This is a genomic window from Chitinophaga sp. NPDC101104, from assembly GCF_050277495.1.
Classification (GTDB): Bacteria; Bacteroidota; Bacteroidia; order Chitinophagales; family Chitinophagaceae; genus Chitinophaga.
Genome location: NZ_JBNNSF010000001.1, coordinates 3,776,246 through 3,795,724, shown reverse-complemented (window position 1 = coordinate 3,795,724; position 19,479 = coordinate 3,776,246). Strand labels below are relative to the sequence as shown.

Below are 19,479 nucleotides of genomic sequence, written 5' to 3'. Positions count from 1 at the left end.
AAGGATTTAAGCGATCAGGTCTCTCGGGTCGGTCACCACGCCGGTAACGGCCGCTGCGGCGGCTACGAGGGGGGAAGCGAGCAGGGTGCGCGCTCCGGGGCCCTGTCGGCCTTCGAAGTTGCGGTTGCTGGTGCTCACGGCGTACTTGCCCGCGGGGATCTTGTCGTCGTTCATGGCCAGGCAGGCGGAGCATCCGGGTTGGCGCAGCTGGAAGCCGGCTTCGGTCAGGATGTCGTAAATCCCTTCTTCGCGGATCTGGGCTTCCACGATGTGGGAGCCGGGAACGATCCAGGCGGTGACATGATCGGCTTTTTTGCGGCCTTTCACGATGGAAGCGAAGGCGCGGAAATCTTCGATACGGCCGTTGGTGCAGGAGCCGATGAACACATAGTCGATCTTTTTGCCGAGCATGGCGTCGTTTTCATGGAAGCCCATGTAATCGAGCGATTTCTCGTAGCTGGCTTTGCTGCCGCCCGCTTTCGCCGCCGTGGGGATGCGTTGCGAGATGCCCATGCCCATGCCGGGATTGGTGCCGTAAGTGATCTGCGGCTCGATGTCGGCTGCCTGGAAGTCGTACACCACGTCGAACGTGGCGCCTTCGTCGGTTTTAAGCGTTTTCCAGTAAGCGAGGGCTTTGTCCCAGGCTTCGCCCTGCGGTGCTTTTTCGCGGCCTTTGATATAAGCGAAGGTAGTTTCGTCCGGCGCGATCATGCCGCCGCGGGCGCCCATTTCGATAGACATATTGCAGACCGTCATTCTTCCTTCCATGCTCATTTCGCGGAACACTTCGCCGGCGTATTCGATGAAATAGCCGGTGGCGCCTGCGGCGGTGAGTTGGGAAATGATATAGAGGACAGCGTCTTTAGGGGTTACGCCTTTACCGAGTTTGCCGTTTACGTTGATGAGCATTTTCTTCGGTTTGGGCTGCATGATACACTGGGAGGAGAGTACCATTTCCACTTCGGAGGTGCCGATGCCGAAAGCGATGGCGCCGAAGGCTCCGTGGGTGGAGGTGTGGGAGTCTCCGCAGACGATGGTCATACCGGGGAGGGTGATCCCGTTTTCGGGGCCTACCACGTGCACGATCCCGTTTTTCGGGTTACCGAGGCCCCAGTGGGAGATGCCGTATTTGGCGGAGTTGTTTTCCAGTGCCTTCAGTTGGTTGGCAGACAGAGGGTCGGCCACCGGGAGGTGCTGGTTGATGGTTGGAGTGTTGTGGTCCGCGGTGGCGAAGGTTTTGTTGGGGAACATCACCTGTAGCTGGCGGTTTTCGAGCCCAAGGAAAGCCACGGGGCTGGTCACTTCGTGGATAAAATGCCGGTCGATGAAAAACACATCCGGCCCGTCTTCGATTTTCCGGACTACATGCGCATCCCATACTTTGTCAAATAATGTAGCGGGTTGTTGGCTCATTTTTTACGATTTATGTAATGTAACTGTAAAATTGTTAAAAAATATTTACATTTTCTCGAATTTTTCTGCGGATGGTCTAATCGTGGCGGGGATTTGACATTGCGGTGAGGATTGATGGCGGGACTGCGGCGGAACAGGGTGCGGATCTTGTCGGATTTTTTGTCATGTTTTTGTCGATTGATAGTATTGATTTATATAATATCTCATTTTGGAAGCGCGCCTGGTTCAGGTAGATACACTATCCCATATTTTTGGGATACTGGATGGTTCATCTTATCTAAATGAGAAGCGGGAAAGTTTTCAGTTGATTTCAGAAAGTGACGGAGTTATTCTAATCGGCGATTTGCAGGATCTGCTGTTAGAGATAGAAGAATAGAACTTGAAATTGATAAAAATGCACAACTTATTCTAAATTCACTTCGTAGTGCTTTTTCTATATCATCCTGGGAATAATGAAAAAAGGAGTGTGTTTCGTTTCTATACTGTTGAGTTGTTTTCTAATGGCTTGCATAACTGAAAGCGGAGAGCTAAAACTTATCAATATCAATAAATCGGTTGAACTTGATACACTGGAAACAGATAGCGTGCGTAGATTGATGATTGTCCGAATTGTTGATCAAAGAGCTTTAGGTAAATTCAGACAGTCTTACGCCATAATTGGAAATGATGGAACAAATTGTAAGGGGTATAAGTTTGATATTTCGGGTAAGCTTGGTTTTCGAATTTCCAGTACGTTGATCTCCTTTGTCAGACCTTTCGGTGTTGCTAACTGGGGATGGTACTCCGTCCACAATGGTGAGATTGGGAATACGTTGCCAGGAGTTTCTGATATTATTGGAAAGTTGCATGCAGATTTCGAGGGTTGTTTTGTCAGTGAATCAAACGGCTACTTTTCGGTATTTAAGAATGGGAAATTGATCAGAAGTTTCAACTACGGTAATTGGGCTGTTTTATCTTCGGCAGAAAAATTTGACAGTTTAAAGCCTGGGTTGTACATTTTAGAGGATTCCCGATTAAAGAGAGTGTCCGACAATGCAGATGACTTGTTTAAACAGAAGGAAGGAGTCTTTTTTATACCTTCACCAGGCTATGGAGTAGTAGCAAGTTACAGTAAGTTAAAGTTACTTGATATGATCGGGGATGAAATGAAGAAGAAGCGCCCTGCCGAGGTGCTTCATATTGTACCCGAATGAGCATTTCGCTAAATTTTAATGCTAGAAGAAGTATCAGACGTGAAATTTTGATGATCTTTTCTGATTCATTTGAACTTTGTTTATGGAAACGGCTTGCGTATGGAATTGAACCATCGCAAGCCGCTTTTAGTTACGGAAGTTTGTCCACTTTCCTGAACCACCGTTCCAGCAACTCCTTTTCCTTCCCGGAGGCATCTCTTTCCCAAATTTGCATCAACATTTCCGCGGTGGGCCGTCCATTCGGCGGTGTGTACCGTTGAAAAAGTTCCCGCATGCCCGCGTTCACGCGCGCTTCGCCCATGAGCTGCGTGAGGGTGTCCATGGCGAGGGCGCCTTTCTGATAATGCACCCAGTTTTGATCTGCAGAGCGCACGAGCGGGAGCTCTTTGCCGGAGCGCATCCCGAGATAGTATTGCCTGTCGGCCGCGAGGTATTGCAGATGTTTGTCTCTCCCGAAGCGATGTTCCAGCACGCGGCCTTCTATGTGTTTGGCCATGGTTTCCGTGAGGAATTTGTACGACGGGTCGCCCCTTGGCGTAAGTAGGCCTGCCCACCACTGGTGCGCGGTTTCGTGCGCGGCGGTGGCGAAAGCGTGGTTGATTTGGGTCGTATCGCTGTAATCAGCCGTAAACAGTACGGATTCTTTCGCGAACAGGAGCGTCGGGTACGCGGTGGCGGCTCCGGGATACGCGGGGATTTCCGCGAGGGAAAGGGTTTTGGCGGGATATGCGGCGTAATTCGTTTCGCAATAATCCAGCGCGGCCTGCATACCTTCCAGGATGGCGGGAACGTTGACGGAATGGCTGGGATGATAATACACCGTGATGTTGCGGCCCCGGTGCTGCAGCGTTTTTTCGGCATAGCGGGCGGAGCAGATGGCAAGACCTTCCGGTGCCGGGCCATCCGTCGCATATTCAAAATACGCACGGTTATCCTTTTGCCAGCGGCGTGTCTGCTGGCCGGGCGCCAGCGCGGTTTGACCGGCAGCCGTGGAAATGATCGTCGTATACCGGATGCGGTGATATTGCGTATCCGGAGGCACGGTTGCGACGGTTTCAGGGAGCTGGAACTTTGCACGGGTTGGGCGGTCGGAGAGGGCGTAGCCGGCATTGTAACCGAAATAGGGCAGGTGCTTGTCCAGCTCGATGTAGCTACCATTGCGCGCCACGGAGTGTTCCGGGTTGAATGGCACAAACCCCGAACGGTCCGCCTCCAGCCGGAAACGTACGCGCAGGGAATCGCCCGGACGCAGCGGGTTTTGCAACAAAAATCTTTGAATATGCAGTGGTTCGTTTTTACCGATATTTTGTGCGTTGTCGATGGAAATATTCCACGAGCGCACTTCAGGGCTCACGCCGGTTAACAGCGTATCAATCAGTCCGGTCGTATTATTCCGGATGATGTATTCGCCCTTTACGGTGTACCGGCCGGTTTCCGGGAAGAGATCGATTTGGGTGTTGATGGACATGATATCCGGGAGGAATGCGGGCTCGAGGGGAGCTACGGCCGCCTCATAATCCGCCTGCCATTTTTGAGCGTCCGCATCGCTTTGCCAGGCCGCAGGCGCGTGCATCTGTCGATGGATGTAAAACCCCGCCGCCATGAAAACCACTAGCGAAGCCAGGAGTGCCGCTGCGCCGGCGGTATTCCATCCCCGGAACCAGCCTTTCACGCCATGCTGCCAGGCGCGAACGGACAATACGCCCATCAACGCCGCCAGCGCCCCCCAATACAGCATCCACCAGCCATGTGCCAGCGCTGCCCGTCCGAACCCGTCCATGTCCGACCATTTGAAATGCTGTGGCAGCGCAAATCGCAGCATGGGATGCTCCGTCCCGAAGCGCGATCCGAACAGCACGGGCAATATCACGATCAGGCAAATCATCATGCCCACGAACTTCCTTCTCACCACCGTCAACACGAAAATGGCAAGCACACCATGCAAAGCCAGCGGCAGCGCGGCATACCAGTATAGCGACGCGTAAATGTCCAGCCGTACCGGGAATACGCCATGGATCATTTGCACCACGATCCCCGTCACCACGTTCACCGTCACGATAGAACCGGCCATCACGGCCAGCGCGGCCGCTTTCCCGGCCCACAATATCCCCGCGGGCAACGGCGTACAGCCGATAATGCCGTCTATGCGGCTGGAGCGCTCGGCAAACACGAGTTCTGCAGCGTAAAAGATGATCAGCAGGATCGCGGGCCGCACGGAAAGCAGGTGTTGCGCGATCTGTCCGCTACCGGGAATGGTTTGTATACCGTAAAATCCCCGCAGCGATCCGTCCAGCTCTACGAACATGTAGAATGCCCATAACCCCATCATCAGCAGGAACGGCACGTGCAGGCAAACGGCGCGCACTTCCAGCCCCAGCCTTGCACGGAATACGGAAATCCAATACTTTACACCGGATGTTTGCGTATAGGCGGTCACGTAAGTAGCCGGAATAGCCGTTTCCGGTTCCTGCGCAGGCTCCGCTTTCGAAACGGCTGTCGACGCAGACAACTTGAATCGCCGGTACACAATCCACATAAGGCCCGCGGTGAGCATCGCCCACAGTCCACGGTTAACCAACAGCGCGCCCGATAGGGGATACAGCTCGGTATTCCTTTGCGCGTCCGTCCAGTAGCGCGTTCCGCCGAAAAAGGGCGCCAGGCCGTAAGGGTCTGATAAAATCGCGCCCAGGCTTTGCCCGGTACCGTTGGAACCCGCCAGCAGCGGCGATCCTGCGGCGATGGAGGCCGTAAGGTACAGAATGTACAGCAGCACACCGCCGGCATACACGATTTTAGGGTCCCAGGTGCGCATGGCCAGCGCGAACAGGATGCCACAGGTAAACAGGACGTTCGGCAAGCCAAACACCAGCAAGGGTTGCAGGTAATGGTGCAGCACGAAAGGCCCGCGCATGGAAGGTCCCAGCGTCAGGCTGCCCAGCCAGATCCCTATGGCGGCGAGGCACAGCAAGGTGAAAACGGCGATGAACAGGCCGCCGAACTTCACGCCAAAGTACCTGGCCTTCCCAATGGCCGTCGAGAAAACGAGCGCGTCCATCCGAAACGTTTTATCGCGCAGCAGCGCCCCGGCACTGAAAACCGTTGCGGCAAACACCGAACAAAGCGACAGTAAAGCAACCACCACCGTGATGGTGTAAGGCGCGTTGCGATGGACTTCGTCGCCGCCGAAATTCCCGCGGACGGTCACCATGCCCAATCCCAGGAAAGCCGCGGCCGCCAGCCACCAGGCGGATTGCCGGAAGTGATAACCGGCCTCGAAAGCGATGAGTTTCGTTAACATACGGCCTTCTCCTTTTCCGGGCGCGCGGCACCGTTGAGAGCGGTGAAATAGACCAGTTCGAGGCCTGGCTCAATGGGCTCGAAACCTTGTCCGGGGTCGCTGTCAGACAATACGAATACCTGTTTTTTGCCCCCGGAAAGCCTTACGGAAACTACGTTCCAGGCCGACTGGTGTGCCGCTACGGCGTTATGTTCCACCGATTTCCGCCAGATGCGGCCGCGGATCGATTCGGTCAGTTGTGAAGGTTTGCCGCGGAGGATGATGTTGCCGGCGGCGAGAATGGCCATGTCTTGGCAGAGGTCGTGCACGTCTTCCACGATGTGCGTACTGAGAATGACGACGATCTGTTCGCCGACTTCGCTGAGCAGGTCGTGAAAGCGGTTCCTTTCCAAAGGATCGAGGCCTGCCGTGGGCTCGTCGGCGATCAGGAGCTGCGGGTTGCCCAGCAAAGCCTGTGCGATGCCGAAACGCTGGCGCATGCCGCCGGAAAAGCTGCTCACGGCGCGTTTCCGGACGTGGTACAAATGCGTTTGATGCAGGAGTGCGTCCACCTGTTCGCGGCGCTCGCCCGGGTGCAGGATACCTTTTAATATGGCGAGGTGGTGGAGAAGGGAAAGGGCGGACACGCGGGGATAGACGCCGAAATCCTGTGGGAGGTAGCCCAGCCGGCTGCGGAGGAAATCGGGGTTTCGGAGGATGTCGGTACCATCGAAGAGGATTTGTCCTTCGTCCGGCGGCTGCAGGGTGGCGAGGGTGCGCATGAGGGTCGATTTGCCGGCGCCATTGGGGCCCAGCAGGCCGAACATGCCGTTGGGGATGGAGAGCGACAGCCCGTTGAGTACCGTTAGGCTGCCATATTTTTTGCTGAGTCTGTGGATGTGGAGACGAGACATGCGGGTTCGTTTTTTTTGATGTGAAGGCAAGTTATCGCCGGTATTTTTCGCCGGCAATTCGATATGCCGTACACTTCCGGGACCATGATGAAAGGTGTATAAACCCTGATATTCGGACCGGCGAACTTACATCACGAAAACAGGGTCGTTCGTCATTAAATTTTGTCCAGATTCCCCGGATTGATTTCTTTTAACACGTATGAACACGAAAAAGAGGCACGAAAACGTACTGGCCGGGATGCGCGGGCTGGAGCTATGGATACTGGCGGGATGGTTCGCCTGGATAGCGGCTACCTATACGCTGGCGGCTGAGGGCGGCGGTTGGGCGCTGTACGGAAAGATATTTGGGCTGGTAGCGGCCTGCCAGTTACCGGTGTGGCTATACGTGGCGCTGCGCGGGCGATGGGCGGAACATACCGCGCTAATGTGGCGTGTAGTTGCCTGGGGGCTTGTATTTATCGTTTGGTTGTGGTTGGATGTGTTGGGGATGGAAAACCTGCGCGTGCCTGATATTCCGGGCGGATGCTTTGCCACGGCGGCGATGGGTACGATGGTGATCGAAGTGGCGGTGCAATTGCAGGGCTACTTTCGTAAAAGCGGCGGGGCGGGTGGCTGGTGGCGGCGGATCAGCCTGGAGCGGGCGGTGTTGTTCACGATCGTGTTGATCGCGCTAACGCTGGCGGCCATGGCGGTTTCCAGTATGGATGACCCGCAGTACAACCAGCAGGGTTTTCTGCTCATCGGGCTCGAGTTCAGTTTGCCGGCGCTTTTCCGCCATTGGTGGAGCTTTTGGTCGTTCGCCCTGCAGTTCTGCGTGATGTACGCCTGCGGGTACCTGTTTTTTTACATCAACAGCCGGGTGCTGGTGGCGAGGGTACTGAAGCGTTACGGGATCGTGTTGTATGCGGGGGGCGTGCTGGCCACGGCGGCGCTGTTGTACCCGGTGATCGCGCAATTGTTGCTGTGGTTGCCGGTGAACCGTTTGCTGGGCGGGGTTTTCCCATCCAATCCGTTCATGATGGAAAATGCGTTCGCGGCGATCATGATCATGCTTATCAGTCTGCCGCTGGTGGTGGCGATACAGTGGGGGCGGCAAAACAGCCAGATCGCGGCATTGGAGAAAGAGAAGGCACAGGCGGAGCTGGATTTGCTGAAGCAGCAGCTGAACCCGCATTTCTTTTTCAATACGCTCAATAACCTGTATGCCCTGAGCCTTACGCAGTCAGACAAAACGCCGGAAAGCATCCTGCAATTGTCGGAGCTGATGCGGTATGTGATTTACCGTGGCAAGGAGGCGGCCGTGGAGGTGGAGGAGGAAGTCCGGTACCTGGAGAATTACATTGCGCTGGAGGAGATCCGGTTGAAGCGCCGGGCGGATATCCGTTTCGGGCGGGATATACGGGCGAAGGGCAGGCAGATATCGCCGTTGTTGCTGGCGGTGCTGGTGGAGAATGCTTTCAAGCATGGCGTGGAGCTTTCTGCGGAGGCGGCGCATTTGCATATTTCGTTGTATTGCGACGAAGCGCAGTTGCGGTTCCGGTGCGAGAATTCGTTCGTTTCCGTGTCGGAGGCGCCGCCGGGCATAGGGCTCACTAATTTGCGGCGAAGGCTGGGCCTTTTATATCCCGGGCGCCATTCGCTCGAAACCGGCACAAAAAATCATACATTTATCGCGGAACTTATTATTGATTTCTCATGAGCCTGCAATGCCTCATCGTAGACGACGAGCCCCTGGCGCACGACGTGATCCTGCAATATGCCCGCGATATCCCGGACCTGGAGATCGTGGGGCAGTGTTACCTGGCCACGGAAGCGCTGGCGTTCCTGAACCGCCGGCCGGTAGACCTGATTTTCCTGGATATCCGGATGCCGCGGCTCAGCGGGCTGGATTTCCTGCGCACGTTGCAGCACCGGCCGCTTGTGATCATCACGTCGGCATATGAGGAACATGCGCTGGAAGGGTATGAGCTGGAAGTCTGCGATTACCTGCTGAAGCCTTTCCGGTTCGACCGTTTCCTGAAAGCGGTGAACCGGGCGCAAAGTATTTTCCAACTGCGCGAAAGCGAAAAGCAGCAACGGGCGCAGCAGGGAAAAGGGCAGGAGCAGTGGGGCCCATCTACAGGCAATTCCCCGGCCTCGGAAACACCGCCGGCGCGGTCGTTCCCGCAAGAGGGGGAGCCGGTTTCACCAGCGAACCCATACAAACCCGACGATCGGGGGCGTTTGTTCGTGAAGAGCGACCGGAAATGGGTCCAGGTGGAGCTGGAGCAGGTGCAATATCTGGAAAGCCTGGGCAATTATGTGAAGATCTGGGAGTCGGAAAGGTTCATCCTCACGCCGAGGACGTTGTCTAGTTTTGAGGAGCAGCTGCCTGGGGAGACGTTCGTCCGCATTCACAAATCCTTCATCCTCAACCGCCGTTTCGTGCGTTCGATAGAAGGAAATACTGTCCAGCTGAAATCGGGGAAGCAATTGCCATTGGGGAAGAATTACCGGCATGTGGTGAGGTTGTTGCTACAGTGAGTCGGATTGTTCGTGCCTGCCGGTTTAGCTGTATACTTTCACGCTCGTCGCCGTTTCGTGCGTTCGATAGAAGGCAATATCATCCAGCTGAAATCGGGGAAGCAATTGCCACTGGGGAAGAATTACCGGCATGTGGTGAGGCTGTTGCTGCAGTGAGTCGGATTGTTCGCGGCTGCCGATTTAGCTGTATACTTTCATGCTCAATCGCCGTTTCGTGCACTCGATAGAAGGGAATGTGATCCAGCTGAAATTGGGGAAGTAATTGCCGTTGGGGAAGAGTTACCGGCATGTGGTGAGGCTGTTGCTGCAGTGACTTCGTTTTTTCGCGCCTACCGGTTTTCCAGTATTTTGGAGAATGAAAGGAACATTCTTTTCTATGCATAGCAAGTGATGCGTACCTTCGTTACGTTTAGGACGAACTTTCGATCAATCAGGAATTCCCTGAGGGATCGGCTTATTCATCCTGCTTCTTGAAACCGCAAAACCTATGGCAACGGCGCTCCAGAAATTTCACCGGTTATCCGGAATTATCATTGCATGCTTCCTGTTATTACATTTTACCAATCATCTTTTCGCGCTGGCGGGGCCGCAATCGCATATCCGCGTGATGGAAATTTTCCGGAAACTGTACCGCTTTCCGCCGGTGGAAATACTGCTGCTGGCTTGCGTTGCATCGCAGATCGTCAGTGGCGTAACCCTCATCGTAAGAAAAGGTTTCAGGCGGCAGCCCGTTGCCGTAAAGGTGCAGGTGCTCAGTGGGATTTATCTGGCGCTTTTCCTCATTAATCACGTAGCTGCCGTCATGTTGGCGCGCTATCAATGGCATATCGAAACCGATTTTTATTTTGCCGCGAATGTAGCCGTTGAATTTCCGTCCAAGTTGTTCTTTATTCCATATTACACGCTATCGATCCTGAGTGTTTTCGTACATGTCGCGAGCATTCATTTTCTGAAAAGAACAAACTGGCCGGTAAATTCCGTTCATTCAGTGAAGTTGGGAAAAATAAAGCGTGAAGCTTTCGCCATCTTCGCGCTTGGGGCGGTGATTACTGTGCTTGTTATGATCTCGTTTACGGGGCTTTTGTACAAAATCGGTTGATCTATAGTTTGTTCAGGAATTGGGCGGGATACTGTGATAGTAATGCGCGTTGAACAATAGTGGGGTAATACCGCCGTCTTCACTCTCAGGGCCAGCGCCTGGAGGATTTGTAATGATCTCTTTAAGGAGTATTTATGTGGAGTAAGTTGAATCGAAGTTGCTTGGAAATCACGGTGATTATTATGAACCCGACTGCAAGTCACCTGTTAGATGCCGTTCGTTTTTCGGAGTGAAGCGTTTTAATTACAGTTATAATGAATAGTAAAACCCTATGAAGAAACATCTTTTATTCCTGTGCCTTCACGCAATCTTAATCATCATCCCGGCAACGATGTCCGCTTGCGATTGCCTCATGGTATCCCCAGTTACCAGCCATGTAAAAACCAGTGAATATATCCTGGTAGTGAAAACGATGGATTATGAACGGGAGGAATTTCAACCCGTATCCGGGGTTCGCGCAAACGTAACGGTCCTGGAAGTTTTAAAAGGCAACGTTTCGGTAGGGCAGGAGATACGTTTCGCCGCCGACAATCCATCCAATTGCTCATTCCGCTTCGAAAAAGATAAAGTATACCTGGTGTTCGCCTTCAAAAAGAAAGATCATTTCGAAGTATATCAATGTTCCTTTTCCGGCGACAGGCAGGTTGTTGAAAAGAAATACCGCCAATTGAAGAAATATATTAATAGAAAAGGAACATCTGCATGACAGACTGCATTTGTCAGAAAATCATTAACCCTTCATCAATGCTGCAGCAAATCCACGAAAGCCGTTCCAAATTCCTGCCCGTAACTTTCCCGGTACTCCTTGGCGAACTTCTCGTACGCATCCCGCGCAAGGCTATGACGCCCCAGCTGGTTGAGTATCCGGCATTTGTAGGTTAACGCTTCTTCGTTCAAATTGTCGAACAGGAAAATAGCATTGGCCGCACGAAGAATAAAATCTGCTTCGGTTTGCCGGTCGGCCGTAGACATATATCGCAATAACAACCCCGTCACCGCGTCGGCCACCTGGAATTTTACATCGTCGAGCCACTCGTAATGCGTTGTCCGCAGGAAAGCGCCCCGCTGCACGATCTCCAGCACCGCGGTCACCGTGACTTTATCAGGCCCCTCGCTGCCAGTGCGCTGCGTCAGTTTCGTGAAAGCTTCAAAATCGATCCAGGCGGAACCCTCCAGCACATCGAGCTTCCAGCGGCCGGGCTCCTTCCCGATATGGAACCCGCCGATTTTCTCCAACACCCCTTTCAACTTCACCATATTTACCGAAAAATTGTTCTTCGCGTCTTTCGGCGCCTTATCGCTCCAGAGCGCCTCGTACAAGGAATCCGACGAAATCCCTTTACCGTCTTTCATCGAATGCACCATCAATAACAGGAACAATTCCTTCAACAATGGCGTAAACTGCTTCGTAATATCATTCCCTTCCCGGTCAAACGCTTCGAACTGCCCGAACAGGAAAATGGCCGATCGTTCCGGCATCCCCGGCGCCGGCTCCGGAGTTTCCAAAGGTTGGGGAACCTGCTGCGGCACACCGCCCGAAGGTTTCCCCTTCCGCTTCCGGGTCATCAACCACACCGCCATACCCACCGGCACGAGCAACGCCCAATACCATCCCGTCGACGATCGTACCGGCACCACCGGCAGCAATGCGTTCGGCGGAAAATCCAGCGACCAGGCGCGCACGCCCGACATACTGTCTTTCCCGTTCCAGATCGTTACCGCGATCAGTTGGCGGCTCCGTGAGCTGTAATATAAATCCGCAAACGACCCGATGTCGTAAAACTGGTACGGCAAAGAATCCCCCATGAGCTGGAACTCCGGCTTCGACAAAGAGCCCCGCACCAGCTGGAGGCTCGACTGGAACCGGTCTGTCGGGTAAATCAACCCATAATATTCCCGGCTCGCCGAATCGATAACAAGGCTGTTCGCAAAACAAAAATGATGTTCCGGCTGCGGAAGGGTATACAGATGCGTGAAAACCCCGGTCCGCACGCTATACGCCAGCATATCGTAAGTAAACCGCGGATTCACGGCCTGGTCGCCCGTATTGCTGCCGTACCCGCCGATGATGAAAGCCGTGTCGCCCGCCGCATTGAGCCCCAGCCCCGCGAGGTACCGGGGAGAAAACGCGTCGCCATGCGAAGGGATCGAATCCCAGCGGTCTTGGTTGAAGTTGTACCGTTGCACGCCGTTCTTGTAATGCAACTGGCCATACCCGCCGATGATGTACAAATTACTGTCGGCCGGCGAATAGAACTTGTTGGCCTGCCACCATTCCGTGAGCAAGGTCGCGTAAAAGGTGTTCGACCAACGGTCGGCCCCCGGCGTCAGCGTCGCGACTTTCTTTTCGTCGATATAAAAGTTTATGAGGCGGTGGCGATGGGGATCGTAGACAGACTGGTTGCCGGCCGGCAGGATGCGGTTGCCCCTTGCCGCGGCGTCCGCCCGCAGCGCACCGTTCCGGAAGGAATAAGTGAACAGGGTATCGTCCGTCACGATGTATAACTGATCGTCGCGCTCGTTATAGGCGACGCTCGGCGTGCCGGTGGTTTCGAGGGTGAGGCGGTTTTCCCATTGCTGGTGCCGCGGCTTGATCCAGACGGGATTGGCGGCGCGGGCGGAAGGACCGCTTTCCGCGTCGCGGGCTTCCTGGCCGGAGGACTCGTTAAGGGGATAGAAACGTTTGACGGTACCGTTTTCGAGTAAGCGGACGTCGCGCAGGCGCATGGGCGGTACGTCGAGCGTCTGGAAACCTTCGTGTTTGATGGCGCCGAAGAAGATGCGGCAGCAGGAACCCTTCGCAAAAGGTAACTTTCCACTGCCGGCCAGCTTGTCGTTACAATAAAACGAAGCGGTATTCTTCCCCGCATCCAAAACCACGCGCAGCCGGAGCCACTGGCCGGTAAGCAGGGAACTGTCGAGCGGAGCGCTGCCGGTGATCGTTTCCCCGATGACGAAATGAATGGTCATCGTCCGCTGGTTGTACACCAGGTCGATGTTTTGCCGGTCTTCCGTCAACATGCGGAGGATATATCCGAAATAAGTTTCGAGATGGGGGCGGAAAGCCAGCTGGAAGTAAATTTCCGTCTGTCCGCCTTTCAGGCAGTAGGGCGTACCGGGAGTAAGGTCGAGCGCCGTGCGATGCTCGGGCACCACTTCGTGACTGGAAAACTCCAGTCCGTGCGATTGGCCCATCGCAACAAACCCCTGGCACAAACAGGCAACGATACAATATATATACTTCCTCATGGGAGGCGCGCAATCTTGGTTGAATATTTACGTGGATGTCTTTTTTACACTTCTTCGCTACACAAATCCGTTCCGTGCTAAAGGAACAAAAAAATGGGGAATAAACGCAAAACGAAACGCGGGATTTCGGGTGGATCAAGTTTCCGTTGACCGGTAAAGGAGGGAAAACCTATCGGTTTGAAGAAATTAATATATTCATTAACGTAATAAAATCAATTTGTTGTAAAAAATTTGAAAATTAATTTCCCGGTTAGTGGATCCGTTAATGACTTTATTAGTGGGTTGCGGGTTACTTGCATCAACAATCAACAATTCCACGAACGGATATGAAAAAAATGATGCAAATCCTCCTGGCGGGCCATCTCGTTTTTACTGTTTGCCGTGCCCAGGTGACCAACGAACCGGCGTACCTGAAAAGCATTGACCCGACCATCGGGGCGGTAGGCGCTCTACTGGAGCCGACGCGCCCCACGGTGCAGTTGCCCAACCAGATGGTCCGGTTTACGCCGCAAAGGAAAGATTTCCTGGACGACCAGATCTCGAGCTTTCCCATGAACGTAGTTTCGCACCGCCTCGGGCAGGTTTTTGCCCTCAAGCCTTCCGGGAAACCGGTAACCAGGGAAAGTTGGCGCCAGCGGCAGACCTGGGACCATGAGCTGGAAGTGAACCGTCCATGGTATTATTCGACCTACCTGATCGACGATGAGATAAAAGTAGAATTTACCGCGGGGAAGAAAACGGGCATTTTCCGGTTTACGTTCCCGGAAGGGAAACCGAAAGCGGTTTTGTTCGATGTGTATAACCAGGGCCCCTCGCAGCTGGAGTTCCTTCCCGGCAGCCGCATCCGCGGCATGGAAACCTGGCAGGGCGATGTAAAGGTGTATATGTACGGCGCCTTCAGCGAAATCCCTACACCTGCGATGCAGGAGGGCCCCCGCGCCGCGGCGGTCTTTTCATCTGCTGGGCGTACCCTGGAACTGAAATACGCCATCAGCTACGTCAGCCCCGAACAGGCGAAACGGAACTTCGAACAGGAAGTGGAAAAATCCAGCTTCGCGCAGTTTACCGCCGCCGGGCAAAAAGCCTGGGATCGCGCCATCGGCCAGATTACCGTGCAGGGCGGCACCCCGGCGCAACAGCGCTCTTTTTATACCGCGCTGTACCGCTGCTACGAACGGATGACCGACATCACGGAAAACGGACAGTATTACAGCGGTTACAGCAAACGCGTGGAAAAAACGGACCGCCCGTTTTATGTGGACGATTGGTCGTGGGACACCTATCTCGCCCACCATCCCCTCCGTATGATCCTCGACCCCAAAGGCGAAGAAGACATGCTGCAGTCCTACGTGAAAATGTACGAGCAAAGCGGCTGGATGCCGACGTTCCCCGTGCTTTTCGGCGACCACGCCTGCATGAACGGCTTCCATTCCACCATCGTGTTCCTCGACGCCTGGCGCAAAGGCCTCCGCCATTATGATATGGAAACCGCCTACGCCGGCATGCGCAAAAACGCCGTGAGCGCCACCATGCTGCCCTGGCGGAACGAAGACAAAACCCCGCTCGACGATTTCTACCACGAAAAAGGATATTTCCCCGCGTTGGCGCCGGGAGAACAGGAGCCGGTGGAAAAAGTGCACCCCTTCGAAAAACGGCAGGCCGTGGCGGTGACGCTGGGGAACGCGTACGACGACTGGGCGCTGGCGCAACTCGCGGCCGATCTTGGGAAAAATGCCGATACGGCGATTTTTGCGCCGCGCGGACGGAATTACCGCAACCTCTGGCACCCGGAAAAGAAAATGTTCCTGCCGAAAGACGGGAAAGGCAACTGGATCCCCATCGACGCGAAGTTCGACGGAGGCATGGGCGGCCGCGAATATTACGACGAAAACAACGGCTGGACATACGCCTGGCAGGTACAGCAGAACATCCCCGACCTCATCGCCCTCAACGGCGGTAAAGCGGCTTTCGAAGCGAGGCTCGACCAGCTGTTTCGCGAAAGCCTCGACCGCTCGAAGTACGAATTCTGGAGCAAATTCCCCGATGCAACGGGGCTCGTGGGGCAATTTTCCATGGGCAACGAGCCGAGTTTTCATATTCCATTCCTCTACAATTTCACCCCATCGCCCTGGAAAACACAGAAGCGCACCCGCTTTCTGCTGGACACCTGGTTCAAAGACAACATCTTCGGCATCCCGGGCGATGAAGACGGCGGAGGCATGTCTGCCTTCGTCGTCTTTGCCAGCATGGGCTTTTACCCGCTCACGCCGGGCATCCCGGAATACACCATCACGAGCCCCGTTTTCAGCAGCGTTTCCATCCGGCTGCAAAACGGAAAAACGTTCAGGGTATCGGCACCGGAAAGTTCCACCGTCAATAAATATATCCAAAGCGCACGCTTCAACGGCAAGCCGCTGTCCAAACTCTCGTTCTCCCACGCCGACCTCGTGAACGGCGGTCACCTGGAGCTGGAGATGGGGCCGCTGCCCAATAAAAAGCTCGGCGCAGAATAAAAGGTTTCCGAAACATTATTAACCAAGATCAACGTCTCCCTTATGCACTATGCGACCACGTTCCCGCCCTAGTGGCGCCAGCCGCCATGCGGCCATTCCAGGAGTGAACTCATCATCCTTTCCAAATGAACAGCATGAAAACATTTACGTTATGAAGAAAATCCATGTACTACTGATGCTGCTTTTCCTTCTGCCCCTCGGCCTGATCGCCCAGCAACGATCGGTTAGCGGGAAGGTGAAGGAAAGCAAAGACGGTACTCCCTTGCCCGGCGTGAGCGTGTATACGACAGACGCCGCCGGGAAAAGGACCGGCGTCACTACCGACGCGCGGGGCCAATACCTCATCCAGCTGCCGGCCGGCGCCACCCAGCTGCATTTCGCGTTCCTCGGCATGGTCTCTGTTTCCGAAACGATCGGCAACCGCTCCGTGATCGACGTCGCCCTTACATCCACCGAAGAACAGCTCGCCGGTGTGGTGGTTGTGGGATACGGCACGAAAAGAAAAGAAGTCGTAACCGGTGCGGTGAGCAATATCACCGGCAAGGAAATCCAGACCACGACCAACATCAGTCTTGCCCAGAAACTCCAGGGCAAGGTGGCCGGCCTCCAGATCCGCCAGCTCGGCGGCGAGCCCGGCACTTTCAATAACATGATCAACATCCGCGGGTTCGGTACGCCGCTCTTCGTGATCGACGGCATCGCGCGGGACGGGGCCAACGAATTCCAGCGCCTCAACCCGGACGACATCGAAAGCGTGAGCTTCCTCAAAGACGCGTCTGCCGCCATTTACGGGCTCCGCGCCGCCAATGGCGTGGTGATCGTGACCACCAAGAAAGGCGCTTCCGGCAAAGCGAACTTCAATTACGCCGGTGTGGTAGGCGTCATGAAACCTACCGACGTGCCCCGCATGGCCAATGCCGGCGAATGGCTCACGATGCGCAACGAAGCAGACCTCTTCAGCCTGGGAACGCCGTACCTCACCAAAGACGAACTACAAAAGTGGGTGAACCAGGAGCCCGGCTACGAAAGCACCGACTGGTACGCCGCGGCCATGAAAAACACCGCCATGCAGCAACAGCATAACCTGTCGGCCTCCGGCGGGAACGAAAAGACGCAGTATTTCTTCAGCTTCGGCTACGCTGACGAAAATTCCCTGCTCCGCAGCAACGATATGTGGTACAAGCGCTTCAACCTGCGCTCCAACATCACTACCATGCTGCATCCCAACCTGAAGGCCGAGCTCCTCATCGCCGGGCGGTACGATAACCGCACGGTGCCTGGCGAGAACTTCTTCAACATCTTCAAAGGCACCCGCGTTTCCCTGCCCACAGACCGCGTGTACGCCAACAACAACCCGGAATACCCGAGCGTGGTGGCGCCCAGCAACCAGAACCCCGTGATCCTGAGCCAGCGCGGCATCACCGGCTACAACGAAAGCGTGACCCGCAATGTCCAGGCTACGGGCTCGCTCACTTACACGGTGCCTTTCGTGGAAGGGCTCAGCATCCGCGGCGTAGCGGGGTACGATCTTACGAGCTATTCCAATAAAGACCTCAGCAAAGCGTACGATCTTTATAAATATGTGAACGGCCAATACCTCAAAGAACGCCAGCGCGACGGCAACGGTTCCATTTCCAACAATTACGGCAACGGTAACCGCGTTACGCTCCAAGGGCAGATCAATTACGCCCGGACCTTCGCCGCCAACCACAACGTTGCCGCTACCATGGTGGTAGAACAGCAGCAGAACTGGGGGCGCGACGCTTACCTGCGCAGGTACTACGATTTCTTCACCAACGACCAGATAGACCGGGCGAGCCGCGCGCGGCAGGAGAATTCGGGGATGGAGAACGAGTTCGCCAACCTCTCGTACATCGGCCGTTTTTCGTATGATTTCAAACGGAAATACATCGTGGAATTCGCGTTCCGTGAAGACGGTTCCTACCGCTATCATCCCGACCGCAGATGGGGATTCTTCCCGGTGGTGACGGGCGGATGGCGCTTGTCTGAAGAGCCCTTCATCCAAAAAGCCCTTCCTGTAGTATCGAACCTGAAGCTCGACGCTTCGTACGGGTCGGTAGGGGAAGACGCGGGCGCACCGTTCCAGTACATCGCCGGCTTCTCGACCGAGGGCGGCGGTACCTATGAATTCGCTAACGGAACATTGACCAGTGGTGCCTCTTCGCCCGGGATCACCAACGAGAAACTGACCTGGTTCACCTCGAAGATCATCAACATCGGCATCGATCTCGGTCTCTTCCAGAATAAATTCACCCTCGAGTTCGACGTATACCGGCGCAACCGTTCGGGATTGCTGGCGCGGAGGAATATTTCCCTGCCCAACACCTTCGGCGGATCGCTCCCGGAAGAAAACCTCAACAGCGACCGCGTGCAGGGCTTTGATTTCACCATCGGGCACAACAACCGCATCGGCGAATTCCAGTACAACATCTCCGCCAACTTCAACTATTCCCGCATCATGAACCTTTACCAGGAAGGCGACCTTCCGCGCAACAGCTTCGAACGCTGGCGCAACGGGCGTACCAACCGGTATAACGACATCGTTTGGGGATACACCTATCTCGGCCAGTTCCAGACGCAGGACGAGATCAACAAATACCCCATCCAGGGCGGCGACCAGGCCAATACGCGCGAACTGCCGGGAGATTTTAAGTACCAGGACGTGAACAACGACGGAGTGATCAACGACGCAGACCTGCTGCCCCTGTTCCTCGGCCAGAACGGTACCAACGACAACCAGAACCCCAGCGGCAAGAACCCCAAGATCAACTACGGTTTCTCGCTTGGCGCGAGCTACAAGGGCTTCGACCTCAACATGCTCTTCCAGGGCGCGGCCATGTACACCGTCCGCTTCAGCGAGGTGTACGCCGAAGTGCTCGCTTTCCGCGGCAACACGCCCGCCTATTTCTTCGACCGCTGGCATAAAGCCGATCCCTACGATCCCAACAGCCAGTGGATCGCCGGTAAATGGCCCGCCACCCGGTTCAATTACAACGTGGGCATGATGTACGCCGAAAGCTCCGTATGGCGCCGCAACGCATCGTACCTCCGCCTCAAGAGCCTCGAGCTGGGATACACCGTTCCCAACAGGCTGTACCGCAAAGCCGGCCTGGAGCGCATCCGCGTATATGCCAGCGGCTTCAACCTGCTCACCTTCGCCGATTCGTTCGTGAAACCTTTCGACCCCGAACGGCTCGAAGGCCTCTTCAACGCCGGGTTCAACTATCCGCTCATGCGGACCTACAACTTCGGTATCAACGCTAACTTCTAAAACGGG

At 55.0% G+C, this 19,479-nt stretch carries 11 protein-coding genes; 7 read left to right on the top strand and 4 right to left on the bottom strand.

From position 1 onward, the window contains the following. Window positions 1–6: 6 nt before the first annotated feature. The gene (leuC, locus tag ACQKLP_RS15325; protein ID WP_427323624.1) at window positions 7–1,413 is read right to left on the bottom strand and encodes a 3-isopropylmalate dehydratase large subunit; all 1,407 of its coding nucleotides are present in this window, start codon (window positions 1,411–1,413) and stop codon (window positions 7–9) included. Window positions 1,414–1,865: 452 nt separating this feature from the next. Between leuC and ACQKLP_RS15320 the strand changes: the two genes are divergently transcribed. Next, window positions 1,866–2,606, top strand: coding sequence for a hypothetical protein (locus ACQKLP_RS15320; RefSeq protein ID WP_427323623.1), 741 nt, complete (start codon window positions 1,866–1,868; stop codon window positions 2,604–2,606). A 130-nt stretch (window positions 2,607–2,736) separates the two neighbouring features. On the opposite strand, the gene ACQKLP_RS15315 is transcribed toward ACQKLP_RS15320, so the two are convergent. Continuing rightward, window positions 2,737–5,904: a M1 family aminopeptidase gene (locus tag ACQKLP_RS15315; protein ID WP_427323622.1), complete on the bottom strand. Its 3,168-nt coding sequence runs from the start codon at window positions 5,902–5,904 to the stop codon at window positions 2,737–2,739. Further along, window positions 5,898–6,797, bottom strand: coding sequence for an ABC transporter ATP-binding protein (locus ACQKLP_RS15310; RefSeq protein WP_427323621.1), 900 nt, complete (start codon window positions 6,795–6,797; stop codon window positions 5,898–5,900). The genes ACQKLP_RS15315 and ACQKLP_RS15310 overlap by 7 nt, the downstream gene beginning before the upstream one ends. A 199-nt stretch (window positions 6,798–6,996) precedes the next feature. On the opposite strand from ACQKLP_RS15310, the gene ACQKLP_RS15305 reads away from it, so the two are divergent. The 4 genes from ACQKLP_RS15305 (at window position 6,997) to ACQKLP_RS15290 (ending at window position 11,125) form a co-directional block, all read left to right on the top strand. Beyond that, the gene (locus ACQKLP_RS15305; protein ID WP_427323620.1) at window positions 6,997–8,496 is read left to right on the top strand and encodes a sensor histidine kinase; all 1,500 of its coding nucleotides are present in this window, start codon (window positions 6,997–6,999) and stop codon (window positions 8,494–8,496) included. Beyond that, on the top strand, window positions 8,493–9,320 hold the full coding sequence (locus ACQKLP_RS15300) for a LytR/AlgR family response regulator transcription factor (protein ID WP_427323618.1): 828 nt from the start codon (window positions 8,493–8,495) through the stop codon (window positions 9,318–9,320). The genes ACQKLP_RS15305 and ACQKLP_RS15300 overlap by 4 nt, the downstream gene beginning before the upstream one ends. Window positions 9,321–9,807: 487 nt before the next feature. Next, on the top strand, window positions 9,808–10,419 hold the full coding sequence (locus ACQKLP_RS15295) for a hypothetical protein (protein WP_427323617.1): 612 nt from the start codon (window positions 9,808–9,810) through the stop codon (window positions 10,417–10,419). A gap of 271 nt (window positions 10,420–10,690) precedes the next feature. Next, complete coding sequence (locus ACQKLP_RS15290; RefSeq protein WP_427323615.1) at window positions 10,691–11,125, top strand: hypothetical protein; 435 nt, start codon at window positions 10,691–10,693, stop codon at window positions 11,123–11,125. Window positions 11,126–11,160: 35 nt separating this feature from the next. Here the strand turns inward: ACQKLP_RS15290 and ACQKLP_RS15285 are convergent, their stop codons facing one another. Beyond that, window positions 11,161–13,668, bottom strand: coding sequence for a hypothetical protein (locus tag ACQKLP_RS15285; RefSeq protein ID WP_427323614.1), 2,508 nt, complete (start codon window positions 13,666–13,668; stop codon window positions 11,161–11,163). A gap of 335 nt (window positions 13,669–14,003) precedes the next feature. Here ACQKLP_RS15285 and ACQKLP_RS15280 point away from each other — a divergent pair, with 335 nt between their 5' ends. Together ACQKLP_RS15280 and ACQKLP_RS15275 are read left to right on the top strand one after the other, a co-directional pair. After that, window positions 14,004–16,181 (top strand): GH92 family glycosyl hydrolase, encoded by a 2,178-nt coding sequence (locus tag ACQKLP_RS15280; protein ID WP_427323612.1) that lies wholly within the window; start codon window positions 14,004–14,006, stop codon window positions 16,179–16,181. 151 nt (window positions 16,182–16,332) lie between these two features. Beyond that, window positions 16,333–19,473, top strand: coding sequence for a SusC/RagA family TonB-linked outer membrane protein (locus ACQKLP_RS15275; protein WP_427323611.1), 3,141 nt, complete (start codon window positions 16,333–16,335; stop codon window positions 19,471–19,473). Window positions 19,474–19,479 lie beyond the last annotated feature (6 nt).

Coding starts and splice junctions, on each gene's coding strand:
- leuC (WP_427323624.1), bottom strand. CDS start 1,413: ATGAGCCAACAACCCGCTACATTATTTGACAAAGTATGGGATGCGCAT.
- ACQKLP_RS15320 (WP_427323623.1), top strand. CDS start 1,866: ATGAAAAAAGGAGTGTGTTTCGTTTCTATACTGTTGAGTTGTTTTCTA.
- ACQKLP_RS15315 (WP_427323622.1), bottom strand. CDS start 5,904: ATGTTAACGAAACTCATCGCTTTCGAGGCCGGTTATCACTTCCGGCAA.
- ACQKLP_RS15310 (WP_427323621.1), bottom strand. CDS start 6,797: ATGTCTCGTCTCCACATCCACAGACTCAGCAAAAAATATGGCAGCCTA.
- ACQKLP_RS15305 (WP_427323620.1), top strand. CDS start 6,997: ATGAACACGAAAAAGAGGCACGAAAACGTACTGGCCGGGATGCGCGGG.
- ACQKLP_RS15300 (WP_427323618.1), top strand. CDS start 8,493: ATGAGCCTGCAATGCCTCATCGTAGACGACGAGCCCCTGGCGCACGAC.
- ACQKLP_RS15295 (WP_427323617.1), top strand. CDS start 9,808: ATGGCAACGGCGCTCCAGAAATTTCACCGGTTATCCGGAATTATCATT.
- ACQKLP_RS15290 (WP_427323615.1), top strand. CDS start 10,691: ATGAAGAAACATCTTTTATTCCTGTGCCTTCACGCAATCTTAATCATC.
- ACQKLP_RS15285 (WP_427323614.1), bottom strand. CDS start 13,668: ATGAGGAAGTATATATATTGTATCGTTGCCTGTTTGTGCCAGGGGTTT.
- ACQKLP_RS15280 (WP_427323612.1), top strand. CDS start 14,004: ATGATGCAAATCCTCCTGGCGGGCCATCTCGTTTTTACTGTTTGCCGT.
- ACQKLP_RS15275 (WP_427323611.1), top strand. CDS start 16,333: ATGAAGAAAATCCATGTACTACTGATGCTGCTTTTCCTTCTGCCCCTC.